Here is a 20,563-nt window from a genome sequence, read left to right as displayed (position 1 = left end):
ATAGGTGACATTGCCTGCGATGGCAGGCGTAAGGGAGTGGGGACTAGTCCTTGACTAGTCCCTTTTGCATTTTTATGACTCGACAATTTCACATTTGAGTCACGGGTGTGTCACATGTGAAATTTATATTACGCGCTTTGTTTGTGGAGCGCGGTTCGATGTTGAGAAAGTGTGGTTTTCTGCTGGGCTTGCTGATGGTGTTGCCCGCATTGGCGCATGCGGCCTGGAATGACGACTGGAGCAGCCGCGCCAAGGTCGACGTGAATCCGGCAGGCCTGCAGTCTGCCGAAAGTCAGGTGCCGGTGGTGCTGCGCTTGCATTCCGGCAATTTCGATTTTTCTTCCGCCAATCTCGACGGTTCTGATTTGCGCGTGATCGCGGCAGATGACAAGACCGAGCTCAAGTTCCATATCGAGAAATTCGATTCCATCAATGAATTGGCCGTGATCTGGGTGTTGCTGCCCAAGGTCGACCCCGCCGAAAAGAATGCGCATATCTGGCTGTATTCCGGCAATGAGTCTGCGCCGTCGACCGCAGACAGCCAGGCCAGTTTCGATGACGCGACCACGGCAGTGTTCCACTTCGCAGAGAAAACCTTTTTCCAGGATGCCAAAAGCGGCCTGGTGGCAACGGGAGATGCGACAGTACAGAAAGCTGCCTTGATCGGCGAGGCGGCTGTGCTGAATGGATCGCCGCTGGTGGTGCCGGCGACCCCCGCACTGGCCTTGAGCAGCGCGGGCGGGTTGAGCGTGAGCGCCTGGCTCAAGCCGACGGCTGTGGACGGGACTGTATATCAGCAGGGCGGCGTGAGCTTGTCCATCGAGAACGGCAAGCTGCAGTTCAGCAACGGCAGCGCTACCATCGCAGGTGGCGAGCTCAAGCCCGATACATGGCAGCATGTGGCGCTGACAGTGGGCAACGGCAGGGCCAGCTTATATCTGGATGGGGTCGAGGTGGCCAGTGGCGAGGCGGCCCTGGCAGACGTCTCGGACAATGTGCAGATTGGCGCCGGATTCCAGGGTGAGCTGGATGAGCTGGTGCTGGCGAATGTGGCACGTAGCCCGGCATGGATCAAGCTGGCCGCCAATGGGCAAAGCATGGATAGTCAACTGATCAAGGTGCATGCCGCGGATGATGATGAGGCTGGTGAAGGCAGTAGCTCGCACTTCATGGTGTTGTTCGAGAGCCTCACCGTCGATGCCTGGGTGGTCATCATTATCCTGGCCATCATGTTTGTCATCAGTGCCGCAGTGATGGTGGCCAAGGCCAGGCAAGTTGCCCGCAACGACAAGGCTAATCAGGAGTTCCTGCAGCGTTTCAATCAGGCGAATAATGCGCAGCTGCTGCAACTTGATCAAGGGAACAATAAGACGGATTCGACCCTGGCCCGGCTCTACATGGCTGGCCTGCGTGAAATCCGCAAGCGTTATGCTGCAGATGGCTCGGTATCGTTGAGTGGCGCCTCGCTGGATGCGATCAAGGCGGCGATCGACGCCGACCTGATCCGCGAGAACAAGAAGCTCAATGCCAACATCGTGCTGCTGACCATTGCGATTTCCGGGGGACCTTTCCTTGGCCTGCTCGGGACTGTGGTCGGGGTGATGATCACCTTTGCCGAAATTGCCGCTGCGGGTGACGTCAACGTCAATGCGATCGCGCCTGGTATTGCCGCAGCGCTGATGGCGACGGTGGCTGGCCTGGCTGTCGCGATTCCTGCCCTGTTCGGTTACAACTACCTGTCCAGCCGCATCAAGAACATCAATACCGACATGCAGATTTTCGTGGATGAGTATGTCACCCGCGTTGCCGAGCTTTACGGGAAGTAAGCATGGCGGATATCAAGGAAGACAACCAGCCGTATGACGAGATCAATATCACGCCGATGCTGGATCTCGCCTATGTGCTGCTGGTGATCTTCATCATCATGACGACGGCGTCGGTGCAGGGCGTTAAGGTGGAAATTCCGGAAACCAAGGCGACCGGCAATCTTGCCAAGCCTGACATTCGCGGCATCACCATTACCGGTGAGGGTGATGTCTATCTGGATGCCTATCCGGTGGACCTGGGAACGCTGGAGCAGCGCCTGGGCGAATACAAGGCCAACAACCCGGAGCTGCCAGTGGTGCTGAAGGGCGATGCCGCAGCACATTACGAAAAAGTCTCCGCGGTACTGGAAATATGCAAGAAGCTGGGGATCACGGAAGTGGGCCTGGTGACCAAGAAAGCGGAGGGTTGAACCATGCAGGTTCAAGACGACAGCAAGCCGTATGACTCAATCAACATCACGCCGATGCTGGATCTTGCCTATGTGCTGCTGGTGATTTTCATCCTCATGACGACGGCATCGGTGCAGGGGCTGACCATGAACCTGCCCAAGCCCTCCAACAAGCCGAGCACGGAGCAGCACGAGGTGAAGATCGTACAGGTGCAGGAGGGCGGCACCATGCTCATGAACGGCATGGGGATCAGCCTGGCTGAACTGGAAAGCCAGCTCAATGCGGCAAAAGCCCGCGACCCGAAATTCTCAGTGATGATCAAGGGCGATGCGCGTGCGCCCTATGCCGGCATCATCGCCGTGGTGGACCTGGTGACACGGCTGGAGATCGAAAACGTGGGCCTGGTGACTTCCAGGATAGGGACGTGATGCAGGACAGCGATGCGATGGCGGCGGAAGGCAAGGCAACAGGAAAGAAAGCAGCGCTAGCAAAGCGGATTGGCATGGTGGCAGCCGGGTTGATCCTGCTGGCATTGATCGGTTACGGCATTTACAACTTGATGTCGAGCAAGCCCGGCCCGAAAAAGCCGCCTGTGACCACGATCAAGATCATGCCTGATACGCCGCCTCCGCCACCCCCTCCGCCCAAGGAACCGCCGAAAGAGCCGCCCAAGGAGGAACCGAAGGAAATCAAGGTGGAGCAGCCCAAGCCAGTGGAAGCTCCGCCTGAGCCACAGAACCTCAAGATGGAGGGCGATGCAGGGGATGCGCCCAGCGCATTCGGTGCGGGCCAGGTGACCAATGAATATAGCGGCGGGGATGTGGGCGTCAAGATCGGCGGCGGCAAGAACCTCGCAGCCTATGCATGGTACACGGGCAAGATCAAGGCCAGCATCGAGGCCGCCATCGCCGAGCAGAAGGATTTGGCAAAAGAACAATACAAGATCGTGGTGGAGCTGTGGCTCTCCAAGGACGGGCAGGTGGAGAGGATTGAGATGGTGAATGGCAGCGGCGACGAGAAAAAGGATGCGTTGCTGCGCCAGGCATTGAGCTCGGTCAAGCGCATCTCTGATCCGCCACCGGAAGATATGCCGCAGCCGGTGAAGCTAAGGATTACCGCCAAGAGTTTGGGTTGATGGCACGGATTGAATATGACGAGCCTGTCATGGGCGAGGTATGAAAGCAGACATGAATATGATGAAGCAAGCAGGGAGAATCAGGCCAGCGTTGCTGGCGTTGGCGATGTCAACGGCATTCGCGGCGCCAGCCGAAGCAGGGGAGCGCGAATCGCTGGAACAGTTGCGCAGCACGACGGTCGGCCTGATCGAGGCATTGGTACAGGAAGGTATTCTGTCGAAGGAAAAGGCGGAGGGGCTGATCAGGAAGGCTGAACAAGCAAGGCAGGCGCCTGCATCGGCAGCAAACCCCGAGGAAGTCTCGACGCCCGCAGTTGCAGGCGCTGTTGGCGCGCAGGGAGACAGCAATGTCGTCCGCGTGCAGTATGTGCCTGAGTTTGTCAAACAGCAGCTGCGGGCCGATATCGAAAAAGATGTGATGGCCAAGCTCAACTATCATGTGGAAGAAGAACGGCTGAAGCTGCCCGGCTGGCTGGATCGGATTACCTTCGAGGGCGATGTGCGCTTGCGCTATGAGCCTGACCGCTTTTCGGGGCGTAATTTAGAGGAGCTTAGGTATGGCACTTACGTAAACCGCCAGGCCATGATTCCCAATACACAGGATGACCAGAACCGCTATCGCGTCCGTGCGCGATTTGGCATCAATGCCAAACTGAGCGATACCTTTACCGCCGGGATACGCATGACCACCGGCCATATGGATAATCCCTTATCGCCTAACCAATCCATCGAGATCCGGCAGTCCAAGCTGGACTGGGGGCTGGACCGGGTGTTCATCACTGCCAAGCCATATTCTTGGCTGACCGCGACGGCTGGCCGATTCGCCAACCCTTTCTTCTCCACCGACATGGTATGGGATAGATCACTCGCATTCGATGGGGCTGCCGTGACATTTACCCCTAAGTTCAATGGAGGCATGTCCGCGTTCGGTACGATAGGCGCCTTCCCGATCGATCAGGTCAGAACAAATTCGGTCAACAAGGCCAAGGATAAATGGTTCCTGGGTGCACAGGCCGGCTTTGAATGGGTCAGTCCCAATCATTCCAGCATCAAGGCTGGGATCGCCTTGTATGATTTCAAGAACGTCGAGGGTATACAAAACAATGTAGATGGTTTCGACTCTCGCTACAACGCGACGGTGATGCCGTATCGACAAAAGGGCAACAATACCTTTGACGTCATGCAGAATGGCAGGAGTAGTTGCGGTACGGTCACCATACCGGGCACTACGTTCTTGGGCTATTCCGGCGATGGTTGCGGCCTGGCCTCGGAGTTCCAGGTGCTCAACCTCACCGGGCAAGTCGACCTGGCCACATTTGATCCAGTGCATGTGATTTTGCAGGGTGATTATGCACGCAACATTGGCTTCGACCAGAAGGAAATCCTGAGGCGGACCAATACACTTTTCGAGGAAGAAAACGAAGCCTATCAGGTCAAGCTGACGGTCGGTATGCCGGAAATGAAGCACAGACACGACTGGCAGGCATTCATTGCATACAAAAGGATAGAGGCGGACGCTGTCATGGATGCCTTCACTGACTCCGACTTCAACCTTGGCGGCACGAATGCCAAGGGTACGATCCTTGGTGGCAGTTACGGCCTGGATGAAAACACTTGGTTTACTGCACGTTGGTATAGCACACGTGAAGTGAGTGGCTTGCCATTGTCGATCGACGTATTCCTGTTCGACCTGACGGCCAGGTTCTGATCATGCATAACGGATTCAGTATTTTCAAATTGTTTGCCTTGTTGATCCTGGCATTTATTCTGGTCCCTGTGGTCGCGGATGCAGCCGACAACAAGGACAAGGCCGCCAAGCAGCAGGAGCGCCGCATGCGCCAGATGATGCAGCAGATGCAGGCGGAAAAAGAGCAATTGCAAAGCCAGTTCGAACAGGAAAAAGCCAGGCTCCAGCAAGAGGCAGAGGCTGAGCAGGCCAAGCGTAATGAGTTGCAGAGCAGTGTTGCCAGTGCAAGCCGCCGTAACGCGGCCTTGAATGCGGAGCTTGAAGCATTGCGCAAGGAAAAAGCCGACATGCAGGCCCAGATGCAGGCGAAGCTCGACGAATTGCAACAGCAACTCGCCAATGCCCAGGACGTCATCCGCAAGGGCGAGGCAGAACGTCGCGATATGCAGGCTGTGCTTGTCAAAAAGCAACAGCAGTTGAACGCGAGCAGGGAAAAGAACGAGCGCTTGTATGAATTCGGCCTGGAGCTGATCAAGATTTATGAAAAGCCCAGCTTGTACCAGAAAGTGATACGTGATGAGCCCTTTACCCAGCTCAAGCGCGTAGAGCTAGAAAATATCCTGCAGGATTATAAGGACAAGATAGACGAGGCCAGACTGGGAGCAGGTGATATCTCGCCATAGCCAGGCAAGGTAGTAAAGGTAGTCATATGATCCCGGCCTAGCGCCGGGATTGTTGTGGGCTGATGGTGAGGCGTGGTTCTCAAGTAGTTCTTTTTACTTTTTAATCAGCCTGATACGACACAGAGGTGTCATGTTGTGTTCCTACACTATGGTCTGATAGAGACATGCTGGAGCAGCATGTGATTCAAGCCAATGATAGGGACTCAACAATGAAAAACAGCATGATATCTGCCGCCATTGCGCTGGTATTGTTGCCAGCCGTCAGCGATGCGGCCAATCCGACCCGGATACAGGACGCAGGCCAATCTTCCGAAACCTTGGTGTTTGAACACCTTGCTGATACGCCATCGGTTCCGGATGTGATGCATATCGATCAACCATCCGATGATGCCATGGCGACTGCCAGCCATGATGGGGCCACACCCGAAAACGTGGTAGATGCATCGCCCATTGACGCGCATGCTGCCGCTGTGCCGGAGCCATCTGCTTACGCCTTGCTGCTTGCAGGCTTCATATTGATGGGCTTTATCAGCCATCGTCGCCGCCGGGACAAGTTCAAAGTGTGATGCTCGGCATGGGATGAACCCATTGAAACTACAGATGCCGTTTTGTGATCTGCATTATTCAATTGGTAAGCTATCCAAGCCCATCAAGTTGCCGGATTAGTCCATTCGGACTCAAGACAAAAGATATTGGCTTGTTATAATCAGGCCAGGTAGTAGAAAAACAAGTTTTCCTTTCTTATCTTTCAAATAGGGGATTTACCATGAAGTTCATCAAGACTCTGCTGGCCTCTGTAGCGTTCATTGCTGTGGCTACCAGTGCAAATGCTGCTCCTGAAGTAAAGGGTGATTTTGGTCTTATCACTGACCTTACATTTACTGAGTTGCCTGTAACCGTAGGCGCTGCTTCTACTTTTGATCATATTTTCAAGTTTGAATTGAATTCGCCAGCTGCTGATTTTTCAGTTAGCAAATTGATTTTAACGCATGGCCCAGCAACAATCTGGGATTTTTCTACAATTACATTTAATGTTTTTGCTGGTGAATTTGTTTCTGATGTGACAGATGGCGCATTGTTGAATGTGGCTCCTGTTGTGACTGCTGATACTGTTGAGTTCACTTTGAATGGTTTGGACGTTGGTCATTATTTCATTCAAGTTGCAGGTAATTCCAGTGGCATCGCTGGTGGCGCATATACTTTTGCCATTACTCCAGTACCAGAACCAAGCAGCGTTGCCATGTTGCTGATCGGTTTTGCTGCGCTGGGTGCTGTTGCTCGGCGTCGCAAGACACTGTAATTATCTGTCTCGTTTCTGAATAGATCTAGGCAATAAGAAAATGGCGCCAATGGCGCCATTTTTGTTTTTAAATCAGTTATATCGCTTCTAAAGGAATAACTATAAGTTCTTTGTTATTCGGCATGTCCATGTATAATCCGCAGTGGGGGGAATATCATCGACATTAATCAGAAAAAGGAGTTTGTATGAATATTCTCAAAAGCGTGCTGGTTCCTGCAGCGTTCTTAGTTGCAGCTTCCAGTGCATCTGCAGCAGATGTGATTGACTTGGGTGAGCTGAATGCAGGTGTCAATACTTATGTAGACACTGTAGCAGTCGGTGCTTTCTCAACCAACTACACATTTTCCCTGGCGGACTTGAGCAGCGCCAATTTTTCATTGACGAATGTTGAACACAGCAATGGTGGTATTTCTGTGTTCAATTTCAGCAACCTGTCCTATCAATTGTATGATGCATCCAACAATTGGCTGGCTGGTGCTGTCGCTGGTGGCGAGTTCTCTTTTGCGAACTTGGCTGCTGGTGATTATTACTTGACCGTCAGTGGCATAGCTAACGGTGTTGCTGGTGGTGTTTACACTGGTTCCATTACTGTAGCTGCTGTTCCAGAACCAAGCAGTGTTGCCATGCTGCTGATCGGTTTTGCTGCTCTGGGTGCTGTGGCACGTCGTCGCAATAGCAAGCTGTAATTGACTTCGCAACGGAGTTTAAAGGCGGCGCTCATCGAGCGCCGTTTTTTATTGTTGCTCATTCATTCACTGGGGATTCCGCGGCAGCGTCAGGCGGAAGCACGTGCCCTGGCCAAGGGTGCTGCGCGCAATCAATTGGCCACCGTGATTCTCCGCGATCCTCCGTGCTACGTGCAAACCTAGGCCTGTGCCATGTACCGCGGCATTGCCCTCGATCCTGACGTATTTTTCGAAAATGCTTTCCTGCTGTTCTGGCGCGATGCCCGGACCCGAGTCTTCGATCTCGACATGGCAGTAATGCTGTCCGTGAAATACTCGTGCAATGATGTCTGTGTCCGCAGGTGAGTATTTCAATGCATTGTCGATGAGGTTCGAAATGACAAGGTTGAGGAGATACTGGTCGCCTAACACATGAGCCGGGGTAGGGCTGGATTCCATGACGATGTTGCGGTCGCTGAAGTCCCGGTAATGCTCGACAGTCGCCTGCACCAATTGACCTAAGTCAAGTGGTTGCTGGCTGAAGCCTTGATTGGCCTGGATGCCTTCAAGCCTGTCCATGCTCAGGAAGTTGTCGATGATGCGGCTCATGCGTTGCGTGGCGCGCCTGATTTTGCGCAATGCAGGCGTGAGCATGGCCGTGATATCGAGGTTGGGCTGGGACTGCAGCAGAGACAGCCTTTGCGACGTTGTATCAATGATGGCGAGCGGGGTGCGGAACTCATGGGAGGCCATCGCGAAGAATTCCTGCTGAGCCTGCATGAGTTCTTTTTGCTGTTCCAGGGAGTTCTCCAGAATTGCCTGCAAAGTTTCACGCTCTGCAATTTCGGCGTTCAATTTTGCATTGGCAAGCGCAAGCTGTTTGGTTCTTTCTTGAACACGCTGATCGAGCACTCTCTGGCTTTCCTGGGAAAGCTCCAGGGCTAGTTCTTGTGCCTTAAGTTTTTTCTCGGCTTCCCTTTTGGCAATATTGATGATGCCCAGTGTCACCAATATCAGCGATGACAGCGACCATACGATGGAGAGGTCCATGAGGTCGATAGACGGCCCCAGGTCCAGGCCCAGATTCTGCAGGCTGGACAGTACATGCGTGCCTGGCCCTACTACGAATGCGAGGATATACAGTACGCGGTCAAAATGCTTGTGATATAGCAGCCATAGGCTGCTATATGCCAGGATGGAGGCATTGATGAGCGGCAGGATATTGGTCATCGTGCCGCTGAAAGGTAGCAGCTGGGTGCTGATGCCGATGAAGATCAATAACTCCAGCACGACCATGCCCTGCGTCAGGCGGAAGAGCGAGGGCAGGTACCGCTTGATCTGGAACAGGGTAGCGTAAAAAAACAATATGGTGGCCATGAACAGGAAATTCATGGATTTCTGCAGTGCATCGGCCGTCAGGGGCTCGAGCGGGAAAGATATTTGCGCCGTACCGGCCAGGAATGCCTGTGCCGTACAGGTGACGCATTGGTAAAGCGTATATAGGATGAAGATATTGTGACGCAGCCACAGCCATAGGATGAAGGAAAAGAGCGCGAGGAACAGGCGTACCCCGTAATATGCGCCAGTCAGGCTGTCGGGACGGCTGTGTGCGCTGACGAAGAGATGAGGTTGCCAGAGCGTGGCATGGAAAGCCATGGCGTTGCTTGTCTTGAGCCGGACGTAATAGGTGTGCTGCGGGATATTGGCATCGGAAAACAAGGGGAAAATGAAGTTGCGATGCAATATGGGCCTGGCGCTGACGGGATGATGATCTCCCAATTGCATGCTGGCATAGCGATGCTCCGCTTGCGGCAGGTAGAGCACAACGTCATCGAGGGTGGCGGGAGAGATTTCGAGCCAGTATTTATTGTTGACGATATCGGGGAAATCCAGCGTGAACTTCATCCAGATGGTGTCAGTGGTGTATCCTGCATTCCAGTGAGGCGGCAAGGGCTTGAAGGCGTCGGCTTCATCCTGGGCAATGATGTCGTCCAGCGTGGCGGTTCCCGATGGGTCACGCAGATAAGAGACTGCGCCTGCCTTTTCCAACGCGATGCCTTCAGTGAGGGAGGATGGCACCTGGAACCCGTGTGCATAAATAGGCAGGAACGACAGGAAGATGGCGAAGAAGCGCAATAGCCGGATCAAAATTTTAAACTACCGTGGTTATGCAAAGAAATATGAACGGATTCCATACGGAATTGAATAGCCCCAGTCATTTGCGCGTGATTATCGTCGAGGATGAGCAAGACCTTCGTGAGGAAACTGAGCTTGGCTTGCGCTCTCTGGGGATCGAGGCTGCCGGTGTGGCGGATGCGGCGGCGTTTTATCGCGCATTGGTCAGCAAGCCTTATGATATTGCGGTTCTGGATATCGGGTTGCCTGGCGAAGACGGGTTATCCATCCTCAAGTACTTGCGCAGCTCCAGCAATATGGGGATCGTGATGCTGACTGCGCGAGGCTCCCTGAATGACCGGGTACAGGGGCTGAACGAGGGGGCCGACGCCTATATGGTCAAGCCTGTCGACCTGAAGGAGTTGGCTTCGGTGTTGTGCTCGCTGGGCCGTCGCCTGGCGGCGATGCGGGTAGAGCGGAGGCGGCAGCCATCGCCCGCGCCTGCATTGCCAGCGGCGCCGGTCTGGAAGCTCTGCAAGACACATTGGAGCTTGATTTCTCCTGATGGCGTTTCCATTCCATTGACGCCCAAAGAATATGCATTTCTGAATCGATTGGTGGAAAAGTGCGGGCAGCCTGTACCCAGGGCGCACATCATTCATGCATTCGGCGGCGAGGTGGACGACTTCGACTTTCATCGCGTGGAAGTGATGATTTCCCGCCTGCGGCGCAAGGGAAAGGCCATCACGGGCGAGCCATTGCCGATCAAGGCCTTGCCAGGATTCGGATTTTCTTTCACTGCGGATTGCACGCTCACTTGAAGCTTTGCTCCTGCCGGGCTGAGCACATTTTTGTATAGTCCATTCTGGCTAGTTGTCTATTGTTGACAATTGTCACTCACATATCTTCCAGCCTTTTCTGATACCCCCAATAGTGCGCTACGCAGGGATTCCTGCCATTTTTTCATATGACAACCAACGTCTAAATGGATGAGTTTGTGTGAGTTTGTGTGAGTAAATGTCAATGATCCCTATTTTAAATAGGGATAAATTCTCCCAGCCTTAGCAGGTGTCGAGCAGGACACCTGCCAATAACAGCAGATGATGCAGCGCCTGGGAGAAATCTGTGCAGAACGACAACATAGTCAACGTATGGTCATGCGCGGAGGCGCTTTATCGATGCCTGGGCAGGTTTGCCTGGCTAGCAGTGATGACGCGTGCGAAAAGAATCATGCTGCAGTGGATGCTCGTATTCGCGGGCATGATGGCATTGCCTGCATTGGCCGATGTCGATGTCTTAATCCCGACCATGAGCAACTCCCCCAATCCGGTGATCCGCGGTGGGGACGTCACTTATTCGATTACCGTCAATAACGATGGCAGCGATGCCGCAGCGAATGTGCAGGTGCGGATCGATATTCCCGCAGGCACGCAAAATCCGAGAGTGAGCCTGGGCGGGGATCCTGCGGCTTGCGTGCTTGATGCAGGGGGCACTTTTGCACTTTGCACGCTGGCCAGCCTTGCCGCGCGCAGCAGTGTCGTGGCCCAGCTGGTGGTGGCGGCGGATGCCTCAACGCCAGAAACCATCACGATAGGCGCGAGCGTATCTGCTGCCAATGAAAGTCCCAATACAGGCACCAATAATGCGTTGTCACGCAATACCACGGTCAGGGATGGCGCGGATATCTATCTGGGTAGTGTGACGGGGTCGCCCAATCCCGTGGTAGGCGGTGGCAACATCACCTGGAGCCTTGCCGGTGGCAACAATGGCCCAAGTGATGCCACCAACCCGCGCATCGTGCTCACTTTACCCGGCTCTCTCGAGTTCGTGTCAGGCAGCGGCGACGGTTTTGACTGCAGCGCCAATGGCCAGGAGGTGACTTGCGTCCGGTCGGCGGCAATGCCAGTGAATGGCAGTTTTTCCGGCTTGTCGCTGGTCACGAAGGTACTGGACGTGAGTTCGGGCAATGTCGCCATTACGCCGCGAATCAGCTCATCGCTTGATGATCCCGATGTCAATAACAACCAATTAACTGCGTCTCCTTCAGTGGTGATCAATGCGGGTGCCGATCTTCAGATCACCCAGACTTCACCAACGTCAGTCGCCGTTTCCGAGCAGGAAGTCACGTTCAACCTGGCGGCGACGAACAACGGGCCAAGCGATGCCAGCAATGGCGTCACGGTGACTTATAACCTGCCTGCAGGGTTTGATTTGGTCTCTGCCATCCCGACCGGCCCCGACTGGCAGGCGTGTACTACGGCAGGTTCTGCTGCCACCGGGATCATCATTACCTGTAATAACTCCGGTAATTTTGAGGCAGGGCGTGATGACCCGATTGAAATCAAGGTGAGAGCGCCTGAAGCCACGACTCAAATCACCTCTTACAACCTGACGGCGGCAATCGCGCATAACCCGGGAAATCCTGAAGACCCTGTCGCGGCCAATAATCAATCCGTACTGCCGTTGCAGGTGGGACCGGATGGCGCCGGACTTTCCATCAGCAAGGCACGCAGTCCCAACCCGGTAGCTGAGGGACAGAATATCAACAACGTCTTGCGTGTGGGGAACCAAGGGCCGCTGGATGTAGCTGCGGGATCTGTACGGGTGACGGATACCATCGTTCTCAACGATGAGGAGTTTGTCAGTTATTCGGGCACTGGCTGGACTTGTGACAATGTGACCACGGGCAACAACCTGAATTCGACAGTGCCTGCGGTGACCTGTACCTACAATCAGGCCATGGCGGTGGGCGGTATCAGCGAGCCGTTGACCATCGTGACAAGGTCCAAGGTCAAGGGCAGTGCCTACACTTCCACCAACAATGCGGAAGTTGAATGCGCCGCCGGCGCAAAGTGCTGGTATCCCGTCAAGACGATTAGTGCGGACGCAAGCGTTACCCAGACAACGAATTCCGTCGACCTCTCCATCGAGAAGTCTGTCACGACTTCTGGCGGTGAGAATGCCACGCTGGAGGCGAATGAGTCGACCATGAGGTATACCCTCGTGGTGCGCAACAACACATCTGCTGTCGATGCCCAGGATATTGTGGTCAGGGACCCCATTCCAGGCTGGCTTACCGGTGCTGGGCTGCCGCTGGACAATGTTGTGTCGGTCAGTACTGCCAATGGTTCGGATGCCACGTTTACATGCGTCATCATCGAAACTTCCGTGTTGCAGTGCGCGCAGGCAGCAGGAACGAGACTGGTACAAGGCGACACTGCCACTTTCACGATTGCGGTCAGCCGTCCGCTGGCAGCAGGCAACCTGACCAATACGGCAACGGTTTCCTCTACATCGCAAGGCGATACCAATACGGCGAACAATACGGCTTCCGTCGATGTGCGGATTGACCCGATTGCCGATGTCGAGATGGTATCCAAGATTGTCACGCCAGCCGTGGCACAGGCAGGCACTGACGTCAGCTATGTCCTGACTTTCCGCAACAATGGCCCATCTCCTGCACAGAATGTCTCAGTCAGCGACACATTCGTTGTCGGGGCGGGCGATCCAGGCTTCACCGTGCTGGCAATTAATCCAGTGGACTGGACGAGCGGTGCGCCCAACTGCAGCGGCCTGGTGGTCGGTCAAAGCTACGGTGCAGGGTCGACAGCCACGCTGAATTGCCAGGGTGGGGCGCTCAACAGCGGGGAGCAGCGTACGATCAGCATCCTGGTACGGCCCAACTGGAAAACCGGTCAAGCAGCCGGCCAGGCCTGGACCATTGGCAACACTGCACAAATCGCCACGACAACCGCCGAAAACGTGGACGGTTCGGATGGCGGGAACAACAGCAAGAGCGCTACATTGACAGTGGATGCCGCTGACATCGATCTACAGGTCGGCATCAGCGACAATGTCGACCCATTGGGTTATGACGCCAGCAATGACGGTGACAATCCGCAGAACGATGTCATCTACGCCATCAGGTTGCACAATAACGGGCCGTCGCTGGCAACAGGGGTGTCCTTTACCTATGCGCTGACCCCCAAAACAGGCAAGACATTGAAGTTCATGGGGGATAGCCCGGTCTCGGGACCTCCATCCGGCAGCATCTGCAACAATGTCGGACAGGTGGTGACCGGGCCCAATACCCTGCTGATCACATGTACCTATGTTGGTGAAGCTGCCAGGCTCGCCAATGGTGTCGACCGTTACCGCTATCTGACGGTACGGATGCTGAGTCAGCCGGATGCAAGTGGTGACGTGCACGGCAGCCAAGTGTCGGTGCAGGCCAATGAAACAGACCGCAACCTGCTCAACAATACGGAAACCGAAACCACGACCATTCGTAACATTCCCCTCAACAACCTATCTCTGTCTGGCCGCGTCTATATCGATACCAATGACAACGGACTGCAGGATGAGGGGGAGACCGGGATTGGCGGCGTGACCATGATCCTGGACGGTACCGATATCAACGGTAATCCCGTGAGGCGGGAAATACAGACGGCGCCGGATGGCAGCTATAGCTTCACAGGTTTACCGCCATCCAATGCTGCGGGCTATACAATCACGCAAGTCCAGCCAGCCGGGTATGACGATGGTCGGGATACGGTCGGTAGCCTGGGGGCGCAAGGCACTGTACCGGGCGCTGTCCTCCCAGCGGGTACTGATAGTTTCACGGTGGTGCTGACCAATCAGTCCGGCACTGGGTATAACTTCGGTGAAATCCCGCAAGGCACCCTGGGCAGCATCAGTGGCCATGTCTGGTTGGATGGTGATCATGATCGCCAGTTCAGCAGCATCAGCCCCAGTACCGCTGACCGTCCCCAGCCGAACTGGGATGTGGAGTTGTGGCGCAATGGCACCCGGGTTGCGGTCACCAAAACCGATGCCAATGGTGCCTATGTCTTTTCCAATCTCCCGCTGGGCTCCGGCTACCAGGTTCGCTTCCTCAATCCCAATGGACAGCTGGCCGGCCATGCACGTCCCAATGAGCGGGGGTTGGCTTATGAAAATGGGCAGGTGAGCCCAGCCAACCCCGGAGGCGCCAGCAACCTGGATGGCGGGCTGAGCAATATCACGCTTACGGCAGCCAATCCCAATCTGACCGAACACAGCTTGCCACTGGATCCTGCCGGGGTCGTATACGACGCCGTGACCCGGATGCCCGTTGCCGGGGCCGTCGTGACGATACGGGGACCTGCCGGCTTTACGCCTGCCACTGACCTGGTGGGCGGCAATGTCTCGCAGACGACTGGTGCAGATGGGGCGTACCAGTTCCTGCTGAATCCGAGCGCACCTGCCGGGACATATACGCTGGAGATCACCAGCTATCCGGGCGGCTATATTCAGCAGCCTTCCAGCATCATCCCCGTCTGTCAAACCACACTGACGGTGACAAGTGTGACCGCGGGTGGCGCTGATCCGGCCATGGTGCAACCCAACGATGGCGCACCGCAGGGGGATACCTTGCATGATCCGGCAACTTGTCCATCGAGTACTGCAGACGGCTCATTCGTCAACGGCAGTCCCACACTGGGTGGTGCCGCCACCCGCTATTACACCAGCTTCAACTTCGGTCCCGATTCCGGAGATGTCATCAACAACCACATTCCCATTGATCCACACACCAGCGGCTTGATCAGGATTGTGAAGACGACACCGCTGGTCAATGTGGTGCGCGGCGACCTGGTGCCTTACACGATCACGGCCACCAGTTCAGTGGACCTGCAGGATGTGGATATTGCTGATCGCTTGCCACCAGGCTTCAAGTACCGTAGCGGTTCCGCCTCTGCCAATGGCGTACGTATCGAGCCAGACATCAGTGGACGCGACATCACCTGGAAACATCAAAATCTCATCGCCCACAAGCCCAGCATCTATAAATTGATCCTGGTCGTGGGTACTGGTGTGGGCGAGGGCGAGTATGTCAACCAGGCTTGGGCACAGAACGCAGGCGGGACCCTATCCAACGTCGGTTCTGCCACGGTCAAGGTCACGCCCGACCCGACTTTCGACTGTTCCGACATCATCGGCAAGGTCTTCGACGACAAGAACGCCAATGGCTACCAGGACCAGGGCGAGCCCGGCATTCCCAATGTGCGCGTGGTCACTGCACGCGGCCTGCTGGTCACCACCGATGCCGAAGGTCGCTTCCATGTCACCTGTGCGGACATTCCCAATATGGACCGCGGCGCCAACTTCGTCATGAAGCTGGACGAGCGCACCCTGCCTTCCGGCTATCGCGTAACGACCGAGAATCCGCGCGATGTGCGCGTGACGCGAGGCAAGATGGTCAAGCTCAATTTCGGCGCGACTGTGCACCGAGTGGTACGGCTCGACCTCAACGCTGAAGCCTTCATCCCCAACAGTACCGAATTGCAGCCACAATGGCAGCAGGCATTCGCCAACATGGTCAAGCAACTGGACGGCCGGCCTTCGGTATTGCGGGTGGCCTACGATCCAGGCGGCGGGGGGGAGAATCTCGCCAAAAAACGCCTGGATGGTATTGCTAAGGCGGCTCGCAAGCACTGGAAAGAGACACATAACAACAATAAGGATGAGGCAGCCTTCCCGCTGATCATCGAGACAGCAGTGGAGGGGCAGCCATGATCAAGCGGCGTGCAATTGCAATTGCCATCAGCGTTATGATGAGCGGGGCCAATGCGGAGTCATTGCTGATCAGCGACCGGGGCTATGCGGCATCGATGTTGCCGGCGCGCGATATGCCCGTGCCTGATTTCAAGCAGGAGACAGGCAAGCGGATCGACCATGGCCGCGTCGATTTCCACGGGATGCCTGCACCCGCCGAGCGGCAGGGGCCGACCAGCTATCCGCTGCCTTCTGGCATCAACAGCAGTGCGTTGGAGCGTATGCGTGCCGCAGCAGCCAATGTGCCTCAAGCCGAACCCCAGGTGCTGACGCGGCTGGTGGAAAACAGCGGCGCGGCGCAGTTCGAGTCCGGCAAGGCCGATTTAACTGATAGCTCGGTTGCCGCGCTGGAGCAGCTGGCAGCCCAATTGCAGGGCAAGAAGAATGTGCGTATCGACATTGCCGGGCATACCGACAACCAGCGCTTGTCACCTAATGCCAGAAAGATTTTCCGCGACAATCAGGGCTTGTCCGAGGCTCGCTCGCTTGCCGTAGCGGCATTCCTCAAGCAGAAGCTGGGACTGGAGGACAGCCAGCTCAGCATCAGCGGCTATGGCGAGAGCCAACCTGTCACGAGCAACGACACGCCTGAAGGCATGGCGCAGAACCGCCGCGTGATTATTCGCGTCTGGTTCGACGAGCAAGAGATCATCCCGCCAACGCCGGTGACTACGGTGCCACCTGTGCGCAGCGCTTGTGAGGCTAGCTCCGTGGCGAGAGCGGGAGCGCCTTTCCGTATCAGTATCGACGGTGAGCCTGTAAGCCTTGACGAAGGTCCCTTGGAGGCAGATCGACAGCGTTGTGCCGACGTGGCGCTGGAAAAAGCCGATATCCAGGTGCGTTATGACAACCTTTCTACCCTGCCGCAGCTGAACGTATGGAACACCACGCGCGGTGTGGTTCGAGGCGAGGAAGCCGAATTCCGCGCCTGGGCCAATTACCTGCCATGGATCAAGAAAGCGGAAATCCGCCTGTTCAAGCCTGGTCAGCAACCACAGGAAATCCCATTGGCTGTGTTGCCGGTGAATTGGAATGGCGTGACCAAATGGCAGGCTAAGGTCGACGATACAGACCAGGTAATGTTCCTGCTGCGTGTCTATGATGAAAAAGGGCGCTTCGATGAAACCGTGATGAAGCCGCTGGAGATACGCTCGCATGCGACGCCACGCCTGGAGAGTGACGTGCAGCCGGATAAGGAGGCACTCATTGGTTATGGCGAGAACAGTCTGAGCCTGCGCAATATCCCGGTCAAGGGCGGCACGGTGACGGTGAATGGCCGTTACATTAAACCTGGCCAGAAGGTAGAAACACTAGGCTTGAATGTACCTGTTGATGCCAACGGTCGCTTTGCCATTAAGCAGATTATGCCGCCCGGGCCCAACAGTGTGGAGGTGAAGCTGGTGGAAGCGGATGGCGAATTTACCAGCTTCCGCCGCAACCTCACGATTGCAGATGACGACTGGTTCTATATCGCGATCGGCGACATCACGGCGGGCAAGAACAATGTGCGCGGTCCGGCGCAACTGGTGACTGGCGACAAGCAGCATTACGACGGTTCCGGTCATATCGACGGCCGTGGCGCCTTCTATGTCAAGGGTAAGATCAAGGGTGAGTATTTGCTGACTGCGTCTGCCGATACGCGCGAGCAACCGTTGGAGCACCTGTTCTCCAATTTTTCATCCAAAGACCCGCGCTACCTGCTGCGCAACATCAACCCCGACCTCTATTATCCGGTCTATGGCGACGACAGCACGACCGTGGATGATGCGCCCACCCAGGGCAAGTTCTACGTCAAGCTGGCGCGTGGTGACTCCCATGTGATGTGGGGTAACTTCAAGACCAGCTGGAGCGGCACCGAGTTACTGCAATACTCGCGCGGCCTGTATGGCGCCAACGCCAAGTACCGCTCCGACAGCACCACCAAGTATGGAGAGAAAGCGACGACAGTGGATGCGTTTGCGGCCGACCCAGGTACCTTGGGCGCGCGCGACGAGTTCCGCGGAACCGGCGGGTCGTTGTACTACCTCCGGCACCAGGCGCTCACCATGGGTTCCGAGCGTATCTGGGTGGAGGTGCGCGACCGTGATTCCGGTCTGGTGATCGAGCGCAAGCTGCTGGCGCCTGCGCAGGACTATGAAATCAACTACTTGCAGGGGCGGGTGGTACTGCGCGATGCGCTGACCTCGACCGGCGCCGCTTCCAGCCTGATCAGTACCGCCTCCATCAACGGCAATGAAATCTATTTGGTGGCAAACTATGAATATGTGCCGGGTCTCACCAGGGTGGATAATTTCTCCACCGGAGGGCGTGTTTCGCACTGGGTGAACGATTACCTGCAGATCGGCATTACTGGCTTCAAGCAGGGGCAGGGGATGCTGGAGCAGAAACTCAATGGCCTGGATGCGACCGTCCGTTATACACCGGGCACTTTCATCAAGCTGGAGGCTGCGCATTCAGAGGGTGCCGGGGCCGGCGCACAGACCTCTCTGGACGGCGGTTTTGCCTTCAACGCCATGACGACCAGCGGCGAGCCTGCCAAGGCCTTCCGCGTCGAGGGTTCTGTCGATCTGGCTGATGTCACCGACAAGGCCAAGGGCAAAGTGACTGCTTACGTCCAGAACCGCGAACGCGGCTTTTCTGGACCAGGCCAGATATCGATCACCGGTGAAGCGGTAGACCAGCATGGCTTCAAGGCCAATGTGCAGGTGACCGACAATACTTTCATTGATGCCAAGGGGGATGTCCGGCGCGCGGATACGATCGACGCCCAAGCGGTGGAACTCGGCGTGCGGCAGAAGCTGGATTCCGAATGGCAGGCCGGCGTGGCCGTGCGGCAGGACGACAGGAACGTGCACGTTACCAATGCCAGCAGCTTGTTGTCGCGCAACGGCAACCGTACCGACGTGCAAGTGCGCCTGGACTACACGCCCGATGACCGTGGGGCCGACGTAAAGGAAGGTGAGCCCTTGCCCAAGAAGGACTGGAACGCGTATGGCTACCTGCAGGGCACGGTGGCGCGCGATGGCGAGCGCGAAGATAACAACCGTGCCGGCATGGGGATGAGTTGGCGTGTGAACGACCGCCTCAAGCTCATCGCGGAAAGCTCGCAAGGCAACCTGGGCCCCGGCGTGAAGGTCGGCGCGGATTACCGCCTGTCCGACCGCAGCAACGCCTATACCAATTACCTGGTCGAGAACGAACGCCCGGACAATGCATGGCGTGGCCGTCAGGGCAGCTGGGTCACGGGGACGTCATACCGTGTCAGCGACGAGATGCGGGTATTCGGCGAAACGCGTACCGTCGATGGTTCTGGGGTGCAGAGCCTGGTCAATGCCTTTGGCCTGGATTATGCCGCCAGTGATTTCTGGAACTATGGCGTCAAGGGCGAAGTCGGCAAGGTGTCGCACCCATTGTCCGGTGACCTCAAGCGCAAGGCGGTGAGCTTCTCGCTGGCCTACAGGCGGGACAACACCAAGTACAGCGGCAACATTGAATACCGTGATGAAAGCAGCAACACTGCCGGCGACCGGGATACCTGGCTGATCCGTAACACCTTCGGTCACCAGGCGACGCCGGAGTGGCGCCTGCTCGGCAAGCTCAACTGGTCGGTGTCCAATAACAGCCGCGGTGCGTTCTACGATGGCGACTACCATGAGATCGTGGCAGGTGCCGCATACAGGCCCATCGACAACGACCGCTGGAACACCTTGTTCAAGTACACCAACTTCTACAACCTGCCGTCGCCCGGCCAGTTGTCGCCTTCCGGATTTGCTACGGATTACGCGCAGCGCAGCCAGGTGCTGTCGGTGGATACCATTTATGACGTCAAGCCATGGCTGTCGCTGGGCGCCAAGTATGCCTTCCGCATCGGCGAACTGAAGGACAGCAGGGTCGATGGGCAATGGTTCTCCAGCCGGGCAGACCTCATGATCGTGCGGGCTGACTGGCACTTTGTGAAGGAATGGGATGCGGTGCTTGAGCTGCGCAACCTGCGCGCTACCGAGGCCGAGGATTCACGCGCTGGCGCATTGGTCGCGATCTACCGGCACATGGCGGAAGGCGTCAAGGCAGGTGTGGGCTATAACTTTACCAACTACTCCGATGACCTGACCAACCTGTCGTACCGCAGCCGTGGCTTCTTCATCAATGTCATCGGGACGATGTAAGG

Annotated in this window: 13 protein-coding genes; 12 read left to right on the top strand and 1 reads right to left on the bottom strand. The window is 56.2% G+C overall.

Going from position 1 to position 20,563, the window contains the following annotated elements; genetic code table 11:
* Nucleotides 1-158 precede the first annotated feature (158 nt).
* From MFLA_RS12275 to MFLA_RS14170, 9 genes are all read left to right on the top strand, one after another.
* Complete coding sequence (locus tag MFLA_RS12275; protein ID WP_011480622.1) at nucleotides 159-1,826, top strand: DUF2341 domain-containing protein; 1,668 nt, start codon at nucleotides 159-161, stop codon at nucleotides 1,824-1,826.
* 2 nt (nucleotides 1,827-1,828) lie between these two features.
* Nucleotides 1,829-2,236, top strand: a complete 408-nt coding sequence (locus MFLA_RS12270; RefSeq protein ID WP_011480621.1) for an ExbD/TolR family protein — start codon at nucleotides 1,829-1,831, stop codon at nucleotides 2,234-2,236.
* 3 nt (nucleotides 2,237-2,239) lie between these two features.
* Nucleotides 2,240-2,644: an ExbD/TolR family protein gene (locus MFLA_RS12265; protein ID WP_011480620.1), complete on the top strand. Its 405-nt coding sequence runs from the start codon at nucleotides 2,240-2,242 to the stop codon at nucleotides 2,642-2,644.
* Nucleotides 2,644-3,351 (top strand): energy transducer TonB, encoded by a 708-nt coding sequence (locus MFLA_RS12260; protein ID WP_011480619.1) that lies wholly within the window; start codon nucleotides 2,644-2,646, stop codon nucleotides 3,349-3,351. The genes MFLA_RS12265 and MFLA_RS12260 overlap by 1 nt, the downstream gene beginning before the upstream one ends.
* A gap of 58 nt (nucleotides 3,352-3,409) precedes the next feature.
* Entirely contained in the window at nucleotides 3,410-5,059 is a 1,650-nt protein-coding gene (locus MFLA_RS12255; protein WP_195742004.1) for a putative porin, read from the top strand.
* Nucleotides 5,060-5,061: 2 nt separating this feature from the next.
* Entirely contained in the window at nucleotides 5,062-5,721 is a 660-nt protein-coding gene (locus MFLA_RS12250; RefSeq protein WP_011480617.1) for a hypothetical protein, read from the top strand.
* A 209-nt stretch (nucleotides 5,722-5,930) separates the two neighbouring features.
* Entirely contained in the window at nucleotides 5,931-6,287 is a 357-nt protein-coding gene (locus MFLA_RS12245; RefSeq protein ID WP_048811735.1) for a PEP-CTERM sorting domain-containing protein, read from the top strand.
* Nucleotides 6,288-6,487: 200 nt separating this feature from the next.
* Complete coding sequence (locus MFLA_RS12240) at nucleotides 6,488-7,021, top strand: FxDxF family PEP-CTERM protein (RefSeq protein ID WP_011480615.1); 534 nt, start codon at nucleotides 6,488-6,490, stop codon at nucleotides 7,019-7,021.
* Nucleotides 7,022-7,206: 185 nt separating this feature from the next.
* Entirely contained in the window at nucleotides 7,207-7,707 is a 501-nt protein-coding gene (locus tag MFLA_RS14170; protein WP_011480614.1) for an FxDxF family PEP-CTERM protein, read from the top strand.
* Nucleotides 7,708-7,773: 66 nt separating this feature from the next.
* Here MFLA_RS14170 and MFLA_RS12230 read toward each other — a convergent pair whose 3' ends face one another.
* On the bottom strand, nucleotides 7,774-9,834 hold the full coding sequence (locus MFLA_RS12230) for a sensor histidine kinase (protein WP_011480613.1): 2,061 nt from the start codon (nucleotides 9,832-9,834) through the stop codon (nucleotides 7,774-7,776).
* Nucleotides 9,835-9,866: 32 nt separating this feature from the next.
* On the opposite strand from MFLA_RS12230, the gene MFLA_RS12225 reads away from it, so the two are divergent.
* The 3 genes from MFLA_RS12225 (at nucleotide 9,867) to MFLA_RS12215 (ending at nucleotide 20,561) form a co-directional block, all read left to right on the top strand.
* Nucleotides 9,867-10,622, top strand: coding sequence for a response regulator transcription factor (locus MFLA_RS12225; RefSeq protein WP_048811733.1), 756 nt, complete (start codon nucleotides 9,867-9,869; stop codon nucleotides 10,620-10,622).
* A 304-nt stretch (nucleotides 10,623-10,926) separates the two neighbouring features.
* Nucleotides 10,927-16,356 carry an SdrD B-like domain-containing protein gene (locus MFLA_RS12220; protein ID WP_011480611.1) on the top strand — a complete coding sequence of 1,810 codons (5,430 nt, stop codon included), beginning with the start codon at nucleotides 10,927-10,929 and terminating at the stop codon, nucleotides 16,354-16,356.
* Nucleotides 16,353-20,561: an OmpA family protein gene (locus MFLA_RS12215; RefSeq protein ID WP_011480610.1), complete on the top strand. Its 4,209-nt coding sequence runs from the start codon at nucleotides 16,353-16,355 to the stop codon at nucleotides 20,559-20,561. Before MFLA_RS12220 ends, MFLA_RS12215 begins: the two co-directional genes overlap by 4 nt.
* Nucleotides 20,562-20,563 lie beyond the last annotated feature (2 nt).

Origin of the sequence: Methylobacillus flagellatus KT (assembly GCF_000013705.1) — a bacterium.
Classification (GTDB): domain Bacteria; phylum Pseudomonadota; class Gammaproteobacteria; order Burkholderiales; family Methylophilaceae; genus Methylobacillus; species Methylobacillus flagellatus.
Note: the sequence above shows the minus strand (reverse complement) of the source record. Positions and strands in the feature narration are given on the sequence as shown.